Annotated in this window: 14 protein-coding genes and 1 pseudogene; 11 read left to right on the top strand and 4 right to left on the bottom strand. The window is 72.1% G+C overall.

Going from position 1 to position 14,535, the window contains the following annotated elements; all coding sequences use genetic code 11:
- Positions 1-75: 75 nt before the first annotated feature.
- Complete coding sequence (locus ACZ6JS_RS09205; RefSeq protein WP_469297001.1) at positions 76-639, bottom strand: DUF5134 domain-containing protein; 564 nt, start codon at positions 637-639, stop codon at positions 76-78.
- Between the two features lie 131 nt (positions 640-770).
- On the opposite strand from ACZ6JS_RS09205, the gene ACZ6JS_RS09200 reads away from it, so the two are divergent.
- Positions 771-1,316 (top strand): GNAT family N-acetyltransferase, encoded by a 546-nt coding sequence (locus ACZ6JS_RS09200; RefSeq protein ID WP_469297000.1) that lies wholly within the window; start codon positions 771-773, stop codon positions 1,314-1,316.
- Between the two features lie 21 nt (positions 1,317-1,337).
- On the opposite strand, the gene ACZ6JS_RS09195 is transcribed toward ACZ6JS_RS09200, so the two are convergent.
- Together ACZ6JS_RS09195 and ACZ6JS_RS09190 are read right to left on the bottom strand one after the other, a co-directional pair.
- On the bottom strand, positions 1,338-2,030 hold the full coding sequence (locus ACZ6JS_RS09195) for a glycerophosphodiester phosphodiesterase (protein ID WP_469296999.1): 693 nt from the start codon (positions 2,028-2,030) through the stop codon (positions 1,338-1,340).
- A gap of 191 nt (positions 2,031-2,221) precedes the next feature.
- On the bottom strand, positions 2,222-2,530 hold the full coding sequence (locus ACZ6JS_RS09190) for a hypothetical protein (protein WP_469296998.1): 309 nt from the start codon (positions 2,528-2,530) through the stop codon (positions 2,222-2,224).
- A 1,477-nt stretch (positions 2,531-4,007) separates the two neighbouring features.
- On the opposite strand from ACZ6JS_RS09190, the gene ACZ6JS_RS09185 reads away from it, so the two are divergent.
- From ACZ6JS_RS09185 to ACZ6JS_RS09165, 5 genes and pseudogenes are all read left to right on the top strand, one after another.
- Positions 4,008-5,414, top strand: a complete 1,407-nt coding sequence (locus tag ACZ6JS_RS09185) for a DUF6421 family protein (protein WP_469296997.1) — start codon at positions 4,008-4,010, stop codon at positions 5,412-5,414.
- A gap of 26 nt (positions 5,415-5,440) precedes the next feature.
- Positions 5,441-6,202, top strand: a complete 762-nt coding sequence (locus tag ACZ6JS_RS09180; RefSeq protein ID WP_469296996.1) for an SDR family NAD(P)-dependent oxidoreductase — start codon at positions 5,441-5,443, stop codon at positions 6,200-6,202.
- Positions 6,199-7,260: a threonine aldolase family protein gene (locus ACZ6JS_RS09175; protein WP_469296995.1), complete on the top strand. Its 1,062-nt coding sequence runs from the start codon at positions 6,199-6,201 to the stop codon at positions 7,258-7,260. Before ACZ6JS_RS09180 ends, ACZ6JS_RS09175 begins: the two co-directional genes overlap by 4 nt.
- A 90-nt stretch (positions 7,261-7,350) precedes the next feature.
- Positions 7,351-7,947: pseudogene (locus ACZ6JS_RS09170) on the top strand (transglutaminase-like domain-containing protein); the annotation flags it as partial.
- A gap of 399 nt (positions 7,948-8,346) precedes the next feature.
- Positions 8,347-8,733 carry a hypothetical protein gene (locus tag ACZ6JS_RS09165; protein ID WP_469296994.1) on the top strand — a complete coding sequence of 129 codons (387 nt, stop codon included), beginning with the start codon at positions 8,347-8,349 and terminating at the stop codon, positions 8,731-8,733.
- 62 nt (positions 8,734-8,795) lie between these two features.
- Here the strand turns inward: ACZ6JS_RS09165 and ACZ6JS_RS09160 are convergent, their stop codons facing one another.
- Positions 8,796-9,518: a lysophospholipid acyltransferase family protein gene (locus ACZ6JS_RS09160; protein WP_469296993.1), complete on the bottom strand. Its 723-nt coding sequence runs from the start codon at positions 9,516-9,518 to the stop codon at positions 8,796-8,798.
- Between the two features lie 202 nt (positions 9,519-9,720).
- Between ACZ6JS_RS09160 and ACZ6JS_RS09155 the strand changes: the two genes are divergently transcribed.
- From ACZ6JS_RS09155 to ACZ6JS_RS09135, 5 genes are all read left to right on the top strand, one after another.
- Entirely contained in the window at positions 9,721-10,155 is a 435-nt protein-coding gene (locus ACZ6JS_RS09155; RefSeq protein ID WP_469296992.1) for a TlpA family protein disulfide reductase, read from the top strand.
- Positions 10,156-10,446: 291 nt separating this feature from the next.
- Positions 10,447-10,986: a flavin reductase family protein gene (locus ACZ6JS_RS09150; protein ID WP_469296991.1), complete on the top strand. Its 540-nt coding sequence runs from the start codon at positions 10,447-10,449 to the stop codon at positions 10,984-10,986.
- A gap of 200 nt (positions 10,987-11,186) precedes the next feature.
- A complete protein-coding gene (locus ACZ6JS_RS09145; RefSeq protein WP_469296990.1) occupies positions 11,187-11,975 on the top strand; it encodes an electron transfer flavoprotein subunit beta/FixA family protein in 789 nt (262 codons plus the stop codon).
- A 61-nt stretch (positions 11,976-12,036) separates the two neighbouring features.
- Positions 12,037-12,999, top strand: coding sequence for an electron transfer flavoprotein subunit alpha/FixB family protein (locus ACZ6JS_RS09140; RefSeq protein ID WP_469296989.1), 963 nt, complete (start codon positions 12,037-12,039; stop codon positions 12,997-12,999).
- Positions 13,000-13,181: 182 nt separating this feature from the next.
- A complete protein-coding gene (locus tag ACZ6JS_RS09135) occupies positions 13,182-14,480 on the top strand; it encodes a DUF6986 family protein (protein WP_469296988.1) in 1,299 nt (432 codons plus the stop codon).
- Positions 14,481-14,535 lie beyond the last annotated feature (55 nt).

The following is a 14,535-nucleotide window of genomic DNA, read 5'->3' as shown; positions in this document are numbered from 1 at the left end:
AGCCTATGAGCGCCGGGCTACCTGCGGGTATGAGACGGGGGCATTGGTGACGCAGGACACGTTTGCCGGGCACCGTCACATCGACAGCAGCATCGCCAACATCCCCATCCCCATGGCGAGTCGGCATGCCCTGACCAACTCCGCCGACGCGCCGTGCGGGGGTGGGGGCGATACCGCCGGGGGTGCGGGGACCGCACCGCCGGCGGTGATCAGCCGCGTGCCGCCGAGCACCACGTAGCCGGCGTAGTAGAGGAGGAGCGCCCCGGTCAGCAGCGGGAGCCCGGCGCCCTGCCCGTGCCCGTGCCCCGGCCCGTCGCCGGAACCCGCCGCGGCGGTCATGTAGACCATCGTCAGCGACCCCACCACGTGGTGTGCGTGGTGCGCACCTCCCCGGAGCAGCCACAGGGCGTGCACGGCGGCGGCGCAGAAGACCGCGCCCAGCACGGGGGACCGCCATGCGCCGCCGCCCCCGAGGGGCACCGCCATCAACGCCATGCCGAACCCCATCACCGCCTCCCCGGCGGCGGCCCCTCCCCAGCCGCGCGCCCGCCGCAGGCAGTAGGCGCCGCTCACCGCGCACAGGATCACCAGCAGCCAGGGCGGGGCGGAGGCGGAGAGGGACGAGGCGGATCCGTGCACGGCGCAGCCTCCCGGTTCGTCGGCGTCACCCCAGACAGATGCCCTTCTCGCACGGCCCCCACTCGGCCCCGGGATAGGCTCTCCCTGCCGTCACCGGCATGTCATATGCCACCGCACCGAACGGAGCGCCCATGTCGACCGCCCAGCCCGCCGCCCTCAGCTTCCGCAGCGCCGTGGAGGCGGACGTGCCGGAACTGGTGGCGCTCGTGGAGTCCGCGTACCGCGGGGACGCCAGTCGGGCCGGCTGGACCACCGAGGCGGACTACCTGGACGGCCAGCGCACCGACCCGGACGGGGTCCGCGCCGTCATCGACAGCGAGGACGGGGTCCTGCTCGTCGTCGAGCGCGCGGGCGGGCTCGTCGCCTGCTGCCACATCGAACACCGTGGCGACCACGCCTACTTCGGCATGTTCGCCGTCCGCCCGGATCTCCAGGGCGCCGGCCTCGGCAAGGAGATCCTCGCCGAGGCGGAGCGCCGCGCCCGCGAGACGTGGGGCGCCGGGGAGATGCGGATGACGGTGGTGAACGTGCGGGAGGAGCTCATCGCCTACTACGTGCGCCGCGGCTACCGGCGCACCGGCGAGCTGAGTCCCTTCCCGTACGGCGACGAGCGCTTCGGCATTCCGCTCCGCGACGACCTCGCCTTCGAACTGCTGGTCAAGCCGCTCCAGCCGTGAGCCGCCCGCCCGTTGTCCCGCTCAGGCGGTGAAGCGACCCGTGCTGCGGATCTCCGGGAAGTCCGTGGCCACGCCGTCCAGTCCGAGCGCCCGCGCCAGCCGCAGCCGGTCGAGGGTGTTGACCGCGAGGCCCGTCACCCGCAGGCCGGCCGTGTGCGCCGCCTCCACCGTCTCCAGGGTGATGCGGTCGATGTCCAGGGCGATCGTGGCCGCGCCCGCGGCCAGAGCCCGGCTCACGACCGCCTCGGTGTCGCCGCCGGGTGACGGCACGGCCAGGGTGGTGCGCACGCCCGGCACCCGCCCGGCCGCCTCGGTGAGCACCGCCTCGTGCGCGGAGGCGATCTCCACCCGGGAGACCAGGTCGCGGCGCAGGACCAGTTCCGCGAGAGCGACGGCCGCGGCCTTGTCCTGGACGGACACGTGCAGCGGCGACCGGACCGCTTCCAGCACCTCCTCGAACACCGGGACGCGCTCGCCCTGACCGGCGTCCAGCCCGCGCAGCTCGGCCAGGGTCAGGTCGGCGACGGCCCCCGATCCGTCGGTGGTCCGGTCCACCTCGGGGTCGTGCACGGCGACGAGGACGCCGTCCTTGCTCAGCCGGAGGTCCAGGGCGATGGCGTCCATGCCGGAACGTTCCGCTCGGATGTACGACCGCAGGGTGTTCTCCGGTTCGACACCCATGACCCCGCGGTGACCGATGGTGAGGAAAGTCAAGGTTCTCTCGCTTCCGTCGACGGCGGCTCCCCGCGCGGTCGCGGTGTCCCTACCGGCCGCGCGCGATGAGGTCGCATGCTAGTGCGCCGCCCGTGGATAGGGACCGTGCGTGCACGGCCCCGCGGAAGCGTCACCGACCGCTTCCCGCCAGGGTTGTGCGCCCCCGCGAGGCCACCCGCGGCCGTGCCGCGTCACCCGGGCGTGGGCGCGTCCCCGCCCGCTTGACGCCCGGGCGCCCCGCCCTGCGGTGCGAGTTCCGCCAGGTCGGCCAACGGGGCCTCGCCCGGATCCGGTTCGGCCGGGTGCTGCCGCTCGCTCCGGCGCAGCGCGAGGCCCGGGAGGGCCCGGTCCGGTTCGCCCGCCGCCTGTTCCATGGCCTCGGGTTCGGCGGCCGGTTCGCCCCGGGTGCGCTCCAGGTGCTCGCCGACCATCGCTCGCAGCAGCGCCGGTTCGGCCAGGTGGCCGAGCCGGATCCGCAGCAGCAGCCCGTGCTCGAGCACCGGGGGACCGGCCTCCGGAATGCCGGCTGCCCCGTGCGACAGGGCCGCGCGCCCCGCCGCGGTGATGGCGTACCGGCGCTCGGCCCGCGGCTTCTCCGGCCCCGAGCGCGCGCGGGACGCGGAGCCGGGTTCCTCCGGACGGCGCAGCTCCGCGTAGATCCGGCTGATGACCGGCGACCGGTGGAAGAAGTGCAGGGAGGGGTCCGCCCACGTCTTCGGCTCGTAGCCGGTCCGGTCGACGGGGAAGGGCAGCAGGCCGAGAACGGACCACGCGGCCGGCGGAAGGCCTTGCTTCAGGAGACCTCGCTGTGCGGGGTTGACGGGGCACGGACCACGGCGGAGGTCGAGGAGGCTGTGCGGATCATCGGCAGGGCCGGCCGGAGCTGGGCACCGGGGCGCTGGTGATGGCTTCGCCGGGTCCGACTTCGGTTGCGCAGATGAGGTGCGTCTGCGACGCCGCGATCGCCGGGCGGGACGGGAGCCGTTTCGTGTCCACGGCGGTGAACGACCACTTCTCCGTCCTGTGTCCGACGATCGTGCTCGACGACCGCGAACGGGCACGGCGGATCGGCATCCGGGGCCGGTGCTTCTTCGCCCAGTCCTCCCGCACTTCCGGAGCCTGTGATGGCCGCCCGCCCGGGGTCCCGGACGGCCACCGCCCGGGACCGGCTCGACCCGGCCGCGCTGCCCTGCGCCGACGCCCTCGCCGCAGCCGTCCTTCCCGGACCTCGGCCGCACCGTGAGCCGGGCCGGCGGGGCCCGGCGGATCCTGGCGGATGCGCCCCGTCCGGCCGCCGCCGCCGCCCGTCGCGGCCGTGGAGGAGCGGACCGTCCCGGGGCCTCCCGGCGCGCCGCCCGTACCCGTGCGGATTCACCTGCCCGACCCCGAGCGGTGGCCCCGGGCCCCGTCCGACCGTCGTCTTCTGCCACGGCGGGGGTGGGGCCTGTGCGCCTTGGACACCCACGGCACACCGCGCGCCGCCGGCGCGGCCGTGGACTGCCGGCGGGCCCCCGAGCACCGCTTCCCGGCCGCCGTGGAGGGCGCCCACGCGGCGCTGTGCCGGGCGGGCGACCACCTGGACGAGCTGGGCGGCGTTCCGGACGCCGGCGACCCGGTCGTCGCGGGGAGGCTCGGGCGGCAATCCGGCGGCCGCCCCGCTGGGTGGTCGCCGGGTGTGATCCGCTGCGGGACGGGGGCCGCGCCTGCCACCGACGCCCGGCGCGAGCCGGGATCCGGTCGGTTCCGGACAGCCACCCCGGTACGTTCCACGGGTTCCCGGGACTGGCCGGGCTTCTGCCCCAGGCATGTGAAGCCTTGGCGCGACTGGGCGGAGCTATCAGTTCCGCCCTGACGGACGGGAAGACTTTCGGTGAAGCGGGGGGTGATGCAGGATAATTTCCCGAATCACCTCTTGAGTAGGAGAGCCTCGCCCGCATACGCTGTGCGGACGTGAGGTTCTCCTGTGGAGGAAGTGACATGACGGAAACTCTTGTGCCGGGCGTCGGCGGTGCCGTGATATCCGCTGGGGCGCGGGTGGTGGACCACCCTGCGTGGCCCGAGCTCAAGGCCGCCGTGGAGGAGATCCGCCCGTGGCAGTCGGCCGACGGGTCCATCGACTTCGAGGGCCGGGGCGAGCACGCCCGTGCCACCGTCCTGGCCGCGGTCGAGCGCGTGATCACCGCCGTCGAGACGCTGTCCCCGCTGCTCCCGCACGCCACCGCGTACCACCAGGCGCTCATCGCCGACCTGCGCAAGTGGGCCGCGGACGACTTCCGCGTTCCGGACTTCCTCGACTCGCTGATGGCCTTCCACCCGGCCGCCGAGCGTGCCGACGGCCTGCAGCACCTCGTCGTCTTCCCGATGTACACGCAGAACGGCAACCCGGACCGCAACCTCGAGGCCGTCGTCCTGAAGATGGTGTGGCCCGAGTGGCTCTCCGAGCTGGAGCGCACCCGCTACGACAACCCGCTCTTCCTCGGCATCACCTTCGAGGACTTCACCCCCGGCTACGACACGCACTCCGCCGTGCTGTTCCCGGAGACCATCGCCGTGCGCGAGGCCCCCGAGCGCTTCACCTGGGGCGGCATCTTCTGCGACCGCGAGGCCGCCCGCTACCGCAAGGTGACCGCGGCCGCCGTCGACATCCTGGGCATCGATCTGCCCGAGGACATCGCGCGCATGGTCGACGACCAGGAGCGCTGCGAGAAGGCGTTCGTCCTGTGGGACATGGTCCACGACCGCACCCACAGCCACGGCGACCTGCCGTTCGACCCCTTCATGATCAAGCAGCGCCAGCCGTTCTGGATGTACGGCCTGGAGGAGCTGCGCTGCGACCTCACCGCCTTCAAGGAGGCCGTGAAGCTGGAGTCCGAGGGCAACGAGCACGGCCGTGACGTGCAGTACGCCGTCCTCTTCGACCGGATGTTCCGCTTCCCGGTCTCCGGCGACCGCAACCGCAACTACGACGGTCTCGGCGGCCAGCTGCTCTTCGCCTACCTCCACAAGCACGACGTCGTGCGCTGGACGGACAACAAGCTGAAGATCGACTGGATGCGCGCCCCGCAGGTCACCAACCAGCTCTGCGCCGAGATCGAGGACCTCTACCGGGCCGGCATCGACCGCCCGAAGCTGGTCCACTGGTTCAAGGCCTACGAGCTCGTCTCGACCTACCTGGCCCCGCACCCGGGATCCAAGTGGGCCAAGGGCGCCGACGCGCTCGACCTGACGCAGCCGCCGCGCAAGCTCGTCGACGACGTGCTTCCGGACGAGTTTCCGCTCAGCATGTTCTTTGAGGCGCTCGCCAAGAAGCTCAAGGGCACCATCGCCTCGACCAAGGGCATCACCGCTCTGAACGCCGAGCACGCCGAGCGGGTCGCCGCGTGAGCACTCGCCCACAGGAGGCTGCACAGATGAACGGCTCCGGGAACGGCAACGGAAAGCTGCACGGAGCGGTGGTGGCGGTAGCCGGGGCCGGCGGCCCCGCCGGCCGTGCCGCGCTGCTCCGCCTCGCCGAGGAGGGCGCGGTGGTCGTCGCGTCCGACGCCGATCCGGCGCGGCTCGCCGAAGCCGTGGACGCGGCACGCTACGCCCACGGCGGCGCCACCATCACCGGCGACACCGTGGACCTGCTCGACCTGGAGGCCACGAAGGCCTGGGCCGAGCAGACCGAGAAGGAGTTCGGGCGGGTCGACGGACTCGTCCACCTCGTCGGCGGCTGGCGCGGCAGCAAGACGTTCACCGACGTCGACCTCGCCGACTGGACCTTCCTGGAGAAGCTCCTCATCCGCACCGTCCAGCACACCTCGCTCGCCTTCCACGACGCACTGCTGCGCAGCGACCGCGGCCGCTACGTCCTGGTGAGCCAGTCCGGCGCGCACAAGCCGGTAGCCAACAACGCCGCGTACAACGCAGGTAAGGCGGCCGCCGAGGCCTGGACCCTCGCCATGGCGGACTCCTTCCGCAAGGCGGGGGGTGACGAGGGCCCCGGCGCGGCAGCTGCGATCCTGGTCATCAAGGCACTGGTGCACGACGCGATGCGCGCCGAGCGTCCCAATGCGAAGTTCGCGGGCTTCACCGACGTGAAGGAGCTGGCCGAGGCCATCGCCGGCGTGTGGGAGCGGCCCGCCATCGATGTGAACGGACAGCGTCTGTGGCTCACTCCGCAACCGTGAAGACCGATGCCCGCCGGCACCACGATCCGGCAGTGCGCGGCTTCGCCAGCGACAACTACGCTGGGGTCCATCCGGAGATCCTGGAGGCCCTCGCCCTCGCCAACGAAGGTCACCAGATCTCCTACGGCGAGGACGAGTACACCGAATACCTGCAGAAGATCATCCGCAGCCACTTCGGCCCGTACGCGGAGGCCTTCCCGGTCTTCAACGGCACCGGCGCGAACGTCACCGCCCTCCAGGCGATGACCGACCGCTGGGGCGCCGTGATCTGCGCCAAGAGCGCCCACATCAACGTGGACGAGGGTGGCGCGCCGGAGCGGATGGCCGGGCTCAAGCTGCTCGCCGTACCCACCCCGGACGGCAAGCTCACGCCCGAACTGATCGACCAGGAGGCCTGGGGCTTCGAGGACGAGCACCGGGCGATGCCGCAGGTCGTCTCGATCACCCAGAACACCGAGCTCGGCACGGTCTACACGCCGGACGAGATCAAGGCCATCTGCGACCACGCCCACGGGCTCGGCATGAAGGTCCACCTCGACGGCGCCCGGATAGCCAACGCCGCGGCCTCGCTCGATGTGCCGATGCGCACCTTCACGAACACGGTCGGCGTCGATGTGCTGTCCTACGGCGGCACCAAGAACGGCATGATGTTCGGTGAGGCCATCGTCGTGCTCAACCCGGACGCGGCCCGGCAGATGAAGCACATCCGCAAGATGTCCATGCAGCTCGCGTCGAAGATGCGCTTCGTGTCGGTGCAGCTGGAAGCGCTGCTCGCCAAGGACCTGTGGCTGCGCAACGCCCGCCACGCCAACGACATGGCGCAGCGGCTCGCCGCCGGGGTCCGCGAGGCCGACGGCGTGGAGATCCTCTACCCGGTGCAGGCGAACGCGGTGTTCGCCCGGCTGCCGCACGAGGTCTCGCGGCGCCTGCAGAAGCGTTACCGCTTCTACTTCTGGGACGAGGCCGCGGGTGACGTCCGCTGGATGTGCGGCTTCGACACCCAGGAGGAGGACGTGGACGGCTTCCTCCAGGCTCTCAAGGAGGAGCTCGCCCGCTAGGCGGTGGACCCGGTCCACACAACTGCATAGGTATGCCACTCGCTGTAATTCTATTGATCAATGGCGGGTGGCATGCCTATGCTCCGCGCCATGGAGCTGATCCGGCAAAACCCTGATGCATTCGCGTACTTGGCCTCGGACGAAGCGATCGACCACTGGCATCCCCTCGTCCAGGAGACGGCAGACGCCCTCTGGCGCACCACCGGCGACGCATACTCATACGCCGAAGTAGCCTTTGAGTTCGTCCGCGACACCATCCCGCACTCGGCCGACTCCGGGGACACGCGGGTCGCCTGGCGCGCCTCCGACGTACTGGACACGCGCAACGGCATCTGTCACGCCAAGTCCCACGCCCTCGTCGCCCTGCTGCGCGCCCAGGGCATCCCGGCCGGGCTGTGCTATCAGCGCCTCGCCGACGACGACGGCTCGAACCCGCTCGTCCACGGGCTGATCGCATTGCGCCTGCCCGGCGGGGACCGATGGAGCCGGCTCGACCCGCGCGGCAACAAGCCCGGCGTGGACGCGCGGTTCGATCTCGCCGAGGAACGCCTCGCCTTCCCCGTCCGCCCGGAGCTGGGCGAGACCGACTATCCCGGGCTGTACGCGGCCCCGCACCCCGCCGTCCTCGCGGCGCTCCGCGAATCCGCCGACCGGGAGGAGTTGTGGCGGAGACTGCCGACCGAGCTCCAGGGGGCTGCCCCGTGGACGATCGCCGTCAGCGGCGGTCCGCCGGGCCGCGTGGGTCCCGGTACGGACTCCACTGCCTCCGCCGCTCCCTGAGGTGCTGCGCCGGGTACGGGATCGCCAGCCGCCGGGGGCTCCGCGCGGCTGCGGGCCGCCGAGGTCGTCAAGCGCACGTACACCGGCGGACGGACCGGGGCGCCTCGGGACCGATCGACGACGGGCGCGGCCGGAGCGCCTTCGTGGACGGAACCGCGCAGGGGACCGGCCGCGTTGCGGCACACCCTCGGCTTCCACGCCCCCTGCGAGGGCTGTCAAGCCACGGGATGCAGGGGCGTGACGGACGGCGAGGAGCGGGGCGTACTGGAGATGTCCGTTTCGCCCCCTCGTCCGAGGAGAACCGCCATGACCCACCCCCTTCGCACGGGACGCCTGGCCCTCTTCGCGGCCACCACCGCCATGGCCGCCGGCGCCGTACTGGTCCCCACGACCGCGTTCGCCGCCCCGCAGGCGGCCCCGCACGCCGTCGTGGCGGAGAAGGACGCGCCGGGCGGGAACCACCACGGCACGTGGGGCAAGAAGCGTCCGGACAAGGGCGGCGGCGCGAACGACGGCAAGCACCGCCCGAAGGAGCCGCAGTGGCAGTGCATCACCGCCCCGTGCGGTCCCCCCGGCAAGGGCGGCTCCGGCCACGGCGAGCACCGTCCGAAGGAGCCGCAGTGGCAGTGCATCACCGCTCCCTGCGGGCCGCCCCGCGCCTCGGCCGACGACGGCCGGAGCTTCCCGGCCTGAGCCGCACCACGGGCCGGCAGGACGGGCTCGGCCCGCTTCCCGCAGCCGGCGAGTGGGGCGGCTCAGCCCGCTTCGCGGACCTGGGCCGCGGTCGGCGCCGTACCGCCCAGGTGGGCCGGCAGCCACCAGGAGTCCTCGGTGCCCCGCGGCTTCTCCGGGTAGGCGCGCTGGGCCGCGTCCAGCAGCTCCTGCACGCGCTCGCGCAGCCGCCGCGTGATCGCCCCGGCGTACTGGTCGGTGGGAGCCTCGATCGGCTCGCCCACGCGCATCGTCACCGGGATGTGGCTGCGCTTGAGGTTCTTGGGACGGCCCTTGGTCCACAGCCGCTGCGTGCCCCACAGCGCCACCGGGATCAGCGGGACGCCGGCCTCCTGCGCCATGCGGGCCGCACCCGACTTGAAGCTCTTCAGGGTGAAGGACTGGGAGATCGTCGCCTCCGGGAAGACCCCGATGATCTCACCGGAACGCAGCGACTCCAGCGCGTGCTGGTACGCCGTCTCGCCCTGCTTGCGGTCCACCGGGATGTGCTTCATCGCGCGCATCAGCGGACCGGACACCCTGTGCCGGAACACCGACTCCTTCGCCATGAAGCGCACCAGGCGCTTCTGCGGCCGCGCCGTCAGGCCGGCGAAGATGAAGTCGAGGTACCCGATGTGGTTCGACACCAGGACCGCGCCGCCCTTGCGGGGGATGTTCTCCGTGCCTTTCATGTCGATGCGGATGTCGAGCGCGCGGAACAGCCCGTGCGCGGCGCCGATCACCGGAGGGTAGACGATCTCAGCCATGGGGAGACCCGCTTTCTGCCTGGGGAGGTGCTCCCGGCCGGAAGTTACGGAAGCGTAGGTACGCGACCATTGGGGATGGTGCCCCAAACGGGGGCCGCTGGCCAGTCCAGACGCCCGCGCCCGGGGAGATTCTCGTCACGCCGGGAATGCCGTGGGCCCACCGGGTGTCCCATCCACGTACGAGCGTACGACGATCATGTGCGTGGACGAAGGCGACGGTGAGACGGGAGTGCGGGTGCTCGGCCGGGAAAACAGGCGGGAAGACGGGCGCGGAGACGAGCGGGGAGGCGGTCGCGACGACGGGTTCGACGGCCGGACCGGGGGTGCGCCCGTGCGCCTGGGCGCTGCGGAGCTGGGTGCCGCCCCGGGGCGGCGGGCCAGCCTGGTGCAGTTCTCCAGCGCCTTCTGTCAGCCCTGCCGGGCCACGCGGCGGATCCTCGCCGAGGTCGCGGGCATGGTCGAAGGCGTCGCACACATCGAGATCGACGCCGAGGACCGCCTCGACCTGGTGCGGGCCCTGGGGATCGAGAAGACCCCCACCGTGCTGGTGCTGGACGCCGCGGGCCGCGTGGTGCGGCGCGCGGCCGGCATGCCGCGCAAGGCCGACGTGATCGCCGCTCTCGGCGCCGCCGTATGACGAGGGGGCGTGTGGGGCGCGCCCTCGGGCGGGAGCGGGCCGGGGCCGGCGGGCCGGACGCGCCGGGGCGCACGCCCGAACACCGCGTGACGCGCCTGACATCTGCCCGATCCCGCTTGACTGGGTCCGCGGGAGATCGCCAGGCTGACGGTATGCCGTATGAACTCCTGCTCCACGGACGGTCCCGTGCGGACCTCGTCCGCCACGCGAGCGCGCGCTGTCCGGATCACTGAACGCCCCGTCCCGATCCCGACTGTGCCCGCGTGTCCCGCGGCAGAAGGCAGAACCCTGATGAGTGCTCCGACGGCCCCGACGGCCCGGACGGCCGCTTCCCCTCTTTCCGGCGCGGGCCGTCCCGGCTCGCCCGACCTCCTGCGCTCCGTCTTCCGGCAGCACGCCGCCGGAGTCGCGGTGATCACCGCCCAGGACGGCGGCCGGCCGGTGGGCTTCACCGCCACCTCGCTGAACTCCGTTTCCGCCGACCCGCCGCTGCTGTCCTTCACGATCGGCACCCGGGCGTCCACCTGGCCCGCGGTGCGCGACAGCGAATACCTCGGCGTCCACATACTCGGCGAGCACCAACGGGAGCTGGCCGGCCTGTTCGCGCGGAGCGGAGCCGACCGTTTCGGGCCGGACACCGGCTGGGCCGTCGGCCCGCACGGGGTGCCGGTGCTGGAGGGCGTACTGGCGTGGCTGGTCTGCCGGGTGGTGGCGAGGGTGCCCGCCGGGGAGCACCGTGTGATCATCGCTCAGGCGGTCGTGGGGGATCCGGCCGGGGAAGGCCGTCCGCTGCTGTACCACCAGGGGCGCTTCAACGCGCTGCGCGACTGAATCGTCCCTGCTCGGGCGTGCCGGGCGGCGTTGGGCAGATCACAGTTCGCCGACCTTGCGACTTGGTGGGCCCCACGGTGTACTGACGAGTAACATTCCCTTCGGGGCGCGGGCCGCCCCGATCGGGATCCGCCCGACAAGGCGCCTATGCTGCCTGCATAAGGCGGTACACGAAAAGACGATGCGGTAGGAGAGCCGGCGTGAGCCTGAGGATCGTTGTCTGTGTGAAGTACGTGCCCGACGCCACTGGCGACCGGCAGTTCACCGAGGACCTGACCGTCAACCGTGACGACGTCGACGGCCTGCTGTCGGAGCTCGACGAGTACGCCGTCGAGCAGGCGCTGCAGATTTCCGAGAACTCGGACGACGACGTCGAGATCACCGTCCTGACGGTGGGCCCCGAGGACGCCAAGGACGCCCTGCGCAAGGCGCTGTCGATGGGCGCCGACAAGGCCATCCACGTCGAGGACGACGACCTGCACGGCACGGACGTCATGGGCACCTCGCTGGTGCTCGCCAAGGCCATCGAGAAGGCCGGCTACGACCTGGTCGTCACGGGCATGGCGTCCACCGACGGCACCATGGGCGTCCTCCCGGCGATCCTGGCCGAGCGCCTGGGCGTCCCGCAGGTCACCCTGCTCTCCGAGGTCAAGGTCGAGGACGGCACGGTCACCGGCCGCCGTGACGGCGACACCGCGAGCGAGCAGCTGGAGGCCTCCCTCCCCGCGCTCGTCTCCGTGACGGACCAGTCGGGCGAGGCCCGCTACCCGTCCTTCAAGGGCATCATGGCCGCGAAGAAGAAGCCGGTCGAGTCCTGGGACCTCGAGGACCTCGAGATCGAGGCCGACGAGGTCGGTCTGGAAGGCTCCTGGACCGCGGTGGACTCCGCGGCGCAGCGCCCGGCGCGCACCGCCGGCACGATCGTCAAGGACGAGGGCGAGGGCGGCAAGCAGCTGGCCGAGTTCCTGGCCGGCCAGAAGTTCATCTAAGAGCTTCGGTCATCCCCCCTCAAAGCCCCCAGACACTTCGCAATAGCAGGAGAGCAGTCCCATGGCTGAAGTTCTCGTCTACGTCGACCACGTGGACGGCGCCGTCCGCAAGCCCACCCTCGAGCTGCTGACGCTCGCCCGCCGCATCGGCGAGCCCGTCGCCGTCGCCCTGGGCGCCGGCGCCGACGCCACCGCCGCGGTGCTCGCCGAGCACGGCGCGGTCAAGGTCCTCACCGCCGACGCCCCCGAGTTCGCCGAGTACCTCGTCGTACCGAAGGTGGACGCGCTGCAGGCCGCGTACGAGGCCGTTTCCCCGGCCGCCGTGCTCGTCCCGTCCTCCGCCGAGGGCAAGGAGATCGCCGCGCGCCTCGCCGTGCGCATCGGCTCCGGCATCATCACCGACGCCGTCGACCTGGAGGCGGGTGACGAGGGTCCGGTCGCGACGCAGTCGGCCTTCGCCGCCTCGTTCACCACCAAGTCCCGCGTCTCCAAGGGCACCCCGGTCATCACCGTGAAGCCGAACTCGGCCCCCGTCGAGGCCGCTCCGGCCGCCGGCGCGGTCGAGGCGCTCGCCGTCACCTTCGGCGCCCTGGCCACCGGTACCAAGGTCACCGGCCGCACCCCGCGCGAGTCGACCGGCCGTCCCGAGCTGACCGAGGCCGCGATCGTCGTCTCCGGCGGCCGTGGCGTCAACGGTGCCGAGAACTTCGGCATCATCGAGGACCTCGCGGACTCCCTCGGCGCGGCCGTCGGCGCCTCGCGCGCCGCCGTCGACGCCGGCTGGTACCCGCACACCAACCAGGTCGGCCAGACCGGCAAGTCGGTCTCCCCGCAGCTCTACATCGCCTCCGGCATCTCGGGCGCGATCCAGCACCGGGCCGGCATGCAGACCTCGAAGACCATCGTGGCCATCAACAAGGACTCCGAGGCCCCGATCTTCGACCTCGTCGACTACGGCGTGGTCGGCGACCTCTTCACGGTCGTCCCGCAGCTGACTGCGGAGATCAAGGCCCGCAAGGGCTGACCGCCTGACCTGCGCTTCTCTTCGTAGCACCGCTTCTTCGGGGCCGTGTGGTGATTCTCACCGCGCGGCCCCGAGTCGTTTGCCCGGGACCGCCGAGGGACCATTGACGGAGCGGAACCACGTGACTAAATTCTGCTATGCGGATCTAAGCTTCCGTGAAGCGGAAAAGAGGAGAGTGCACGATGGGTCAGCAGGAGAAGGTGGCGACGAGCCTCGCAGGCGCGGTCAGCGAGGGCATCAGCGCCTCACTCGCGCCGGTGGACGCGGAGCTCGCGCGCCACTACCCGGGCGACCCCGGCACCCGGCAGCCCATCCACACGGTCTACGTGCCCGGTGACGTCTTCGCCGCGGACACCATCCGCTCCTGGGGCGACCAGGCCCTGGCCGCGCTCGACGAGCACGCCCCGGACGCGGCCACCTTCGCCGAGGTCCTCGGCATCTCCGACGAACTGGCCGTACCGGTCTACGAGCGCGTCCGCGCCAAGCTCCGGCGCGAGCCCGTCGAGGACCTCCGCGTCGACTTCGAGGACGGCTTCGGCGTCCGCTCCGACGAGGAGGAGGACCAGGCCGCGGCCCGCGCCGCCCGCCTCGTCTCGGAAGCCTTCTCCAACGGCACCAACGCGCCGTACATGGGCATCCGCATGAAGTGCATGGAATCCAACGTCCGCGACCGCGGCATCCGCACCACCGACATCTTCCTCTCCGGTCTGCTGGAGCACGGCGGCCTGCCCGAGGGCCTCGTCCTCACCCTCCCGAAGGTCACCTACGCCGAGCAGGTCAGCGCCTTCGTCAAGCTGCTGGAGGCCTTCGAGACGGCCCGCGGCCTGCGCCCCGGCCGGATCGGCTTCGAGATCCAGATCGAGACCAGCCAGTCCATCCTGGCATCCGACGGCACCGCCACCGTCGCCCGCATGATCGAGGCAGCCAAGGGCCGCGCGACCGGCCTGCACTACGGCACCTTCGACTACAGCGCCTGCGTCGGCGTCTCCGCCGCGTACCAGGCCAGCGACCACCCCGCCGCCGACCACGCGAAGGCGATCATGCAGGTCGCGGCCGCCGGCACCGGCGTACGCGTCTCCGACGGCTCCACCAACGTGCTGCCGATCGGTACCACCGAGAAGGTCCACGAGGGCTGGAAACTCCACTACGGCCTGACCCGCCGCGCCCTGGCCCGCGCCTACTACCAGGGCTGGGACATGCACCCGGCGCACCTGCCGACCCGGTACGCGGCTGTCTTCACCTTCTACCGCGAGGGCCTTCAGGCCGCCGCCGCCCGCCTGAAGGCGTACGTGGCCAAGATCGAGGGCGACGTGATGGACGAGCCCGCGACCGCCAAGGCCCTGGCGGGCTACCTGGTCCGCGGCCTCGACTGCGGCGCGGTGGGGGCCGACGAGGTCACCGCCCTGACCGGCCTCACGCGCGCCGAACTCGACGCCTTCGCCATCCCCCGCCGCTCGGCCACCCTCACGGCCACCGCCTGACCCGGTCGGGGCCGGCGGCCCGGCCCCGCTCCACCGGGGCCGGGCCGCCGGGGTG

The sequence above is a fragment of the Streptomyces sp. NPDC046349 genome (assembly GCF_055587885.1).
Note: the sequence above shows the minus strand (reverse complement) of the source record. Positions and strands in the feature narration are given on the sequence as shown.

Coding starts and splice junctions, on each gene's coding strand:
- ACZ6JS_RS09200 (WP_469297000.1), top strand. CDS start 771: ATGTCGACCGCCCAGCCCGCCGCCCTCAGCTTCCGCAGCGCCGTGGAG.
- ACZ6JS_RS09185 (WP_469296997.1), top strand. CDS start 4,008: ATGACGGAAACTCTTGTGCCGGGCGTCGGCGGTGCCGTGATATCCGCT.
- ACZ6JS_RS09180 (WP_469296996.1), top strand. CDS start 5,441: ATGAACGGCTCCGGGAACGGCAACGGAAAGCTGCACGGAGCGGTGGTG.
- ACZ6JS_RS09165 (WP_469296994.1), top strand. CDS start 8,347: ATGACCCACCCCCTTCGCACGGGACGCCTGGCCCTCTTCGCGGCCACC.
- ACZ6JS_RS09160 (WP_469296993.1), bottom strand. CDS start 9,518: ATGGCTGAGATCGTCTACCCTCCGGTGATCGGCGCCGCGCACGGGCTG.
- ACZ6JS_RS09150 (WP_469296991.1), top strand. CDS start 10,447: ATGAGTGCTCCGACGGCCCCGACGGCCCGGACGGCCGCTTCCCCTCTT.
- ACZ6JS_RS09140 (WP_469296989.1), top strand. CDS start 12,037: ATGGCTGAAGTTCTCGTCTACGTCGACCACGTGGACGGCGCCGTCCGC.
- ACZ6JS_RS09135 (WP_469296988.1), top strand. CDS start 13,182: ATGGGTCAGCAGGAGAAGGTGGCGACGAGCCTCGCAGGCGCGGTCAGC.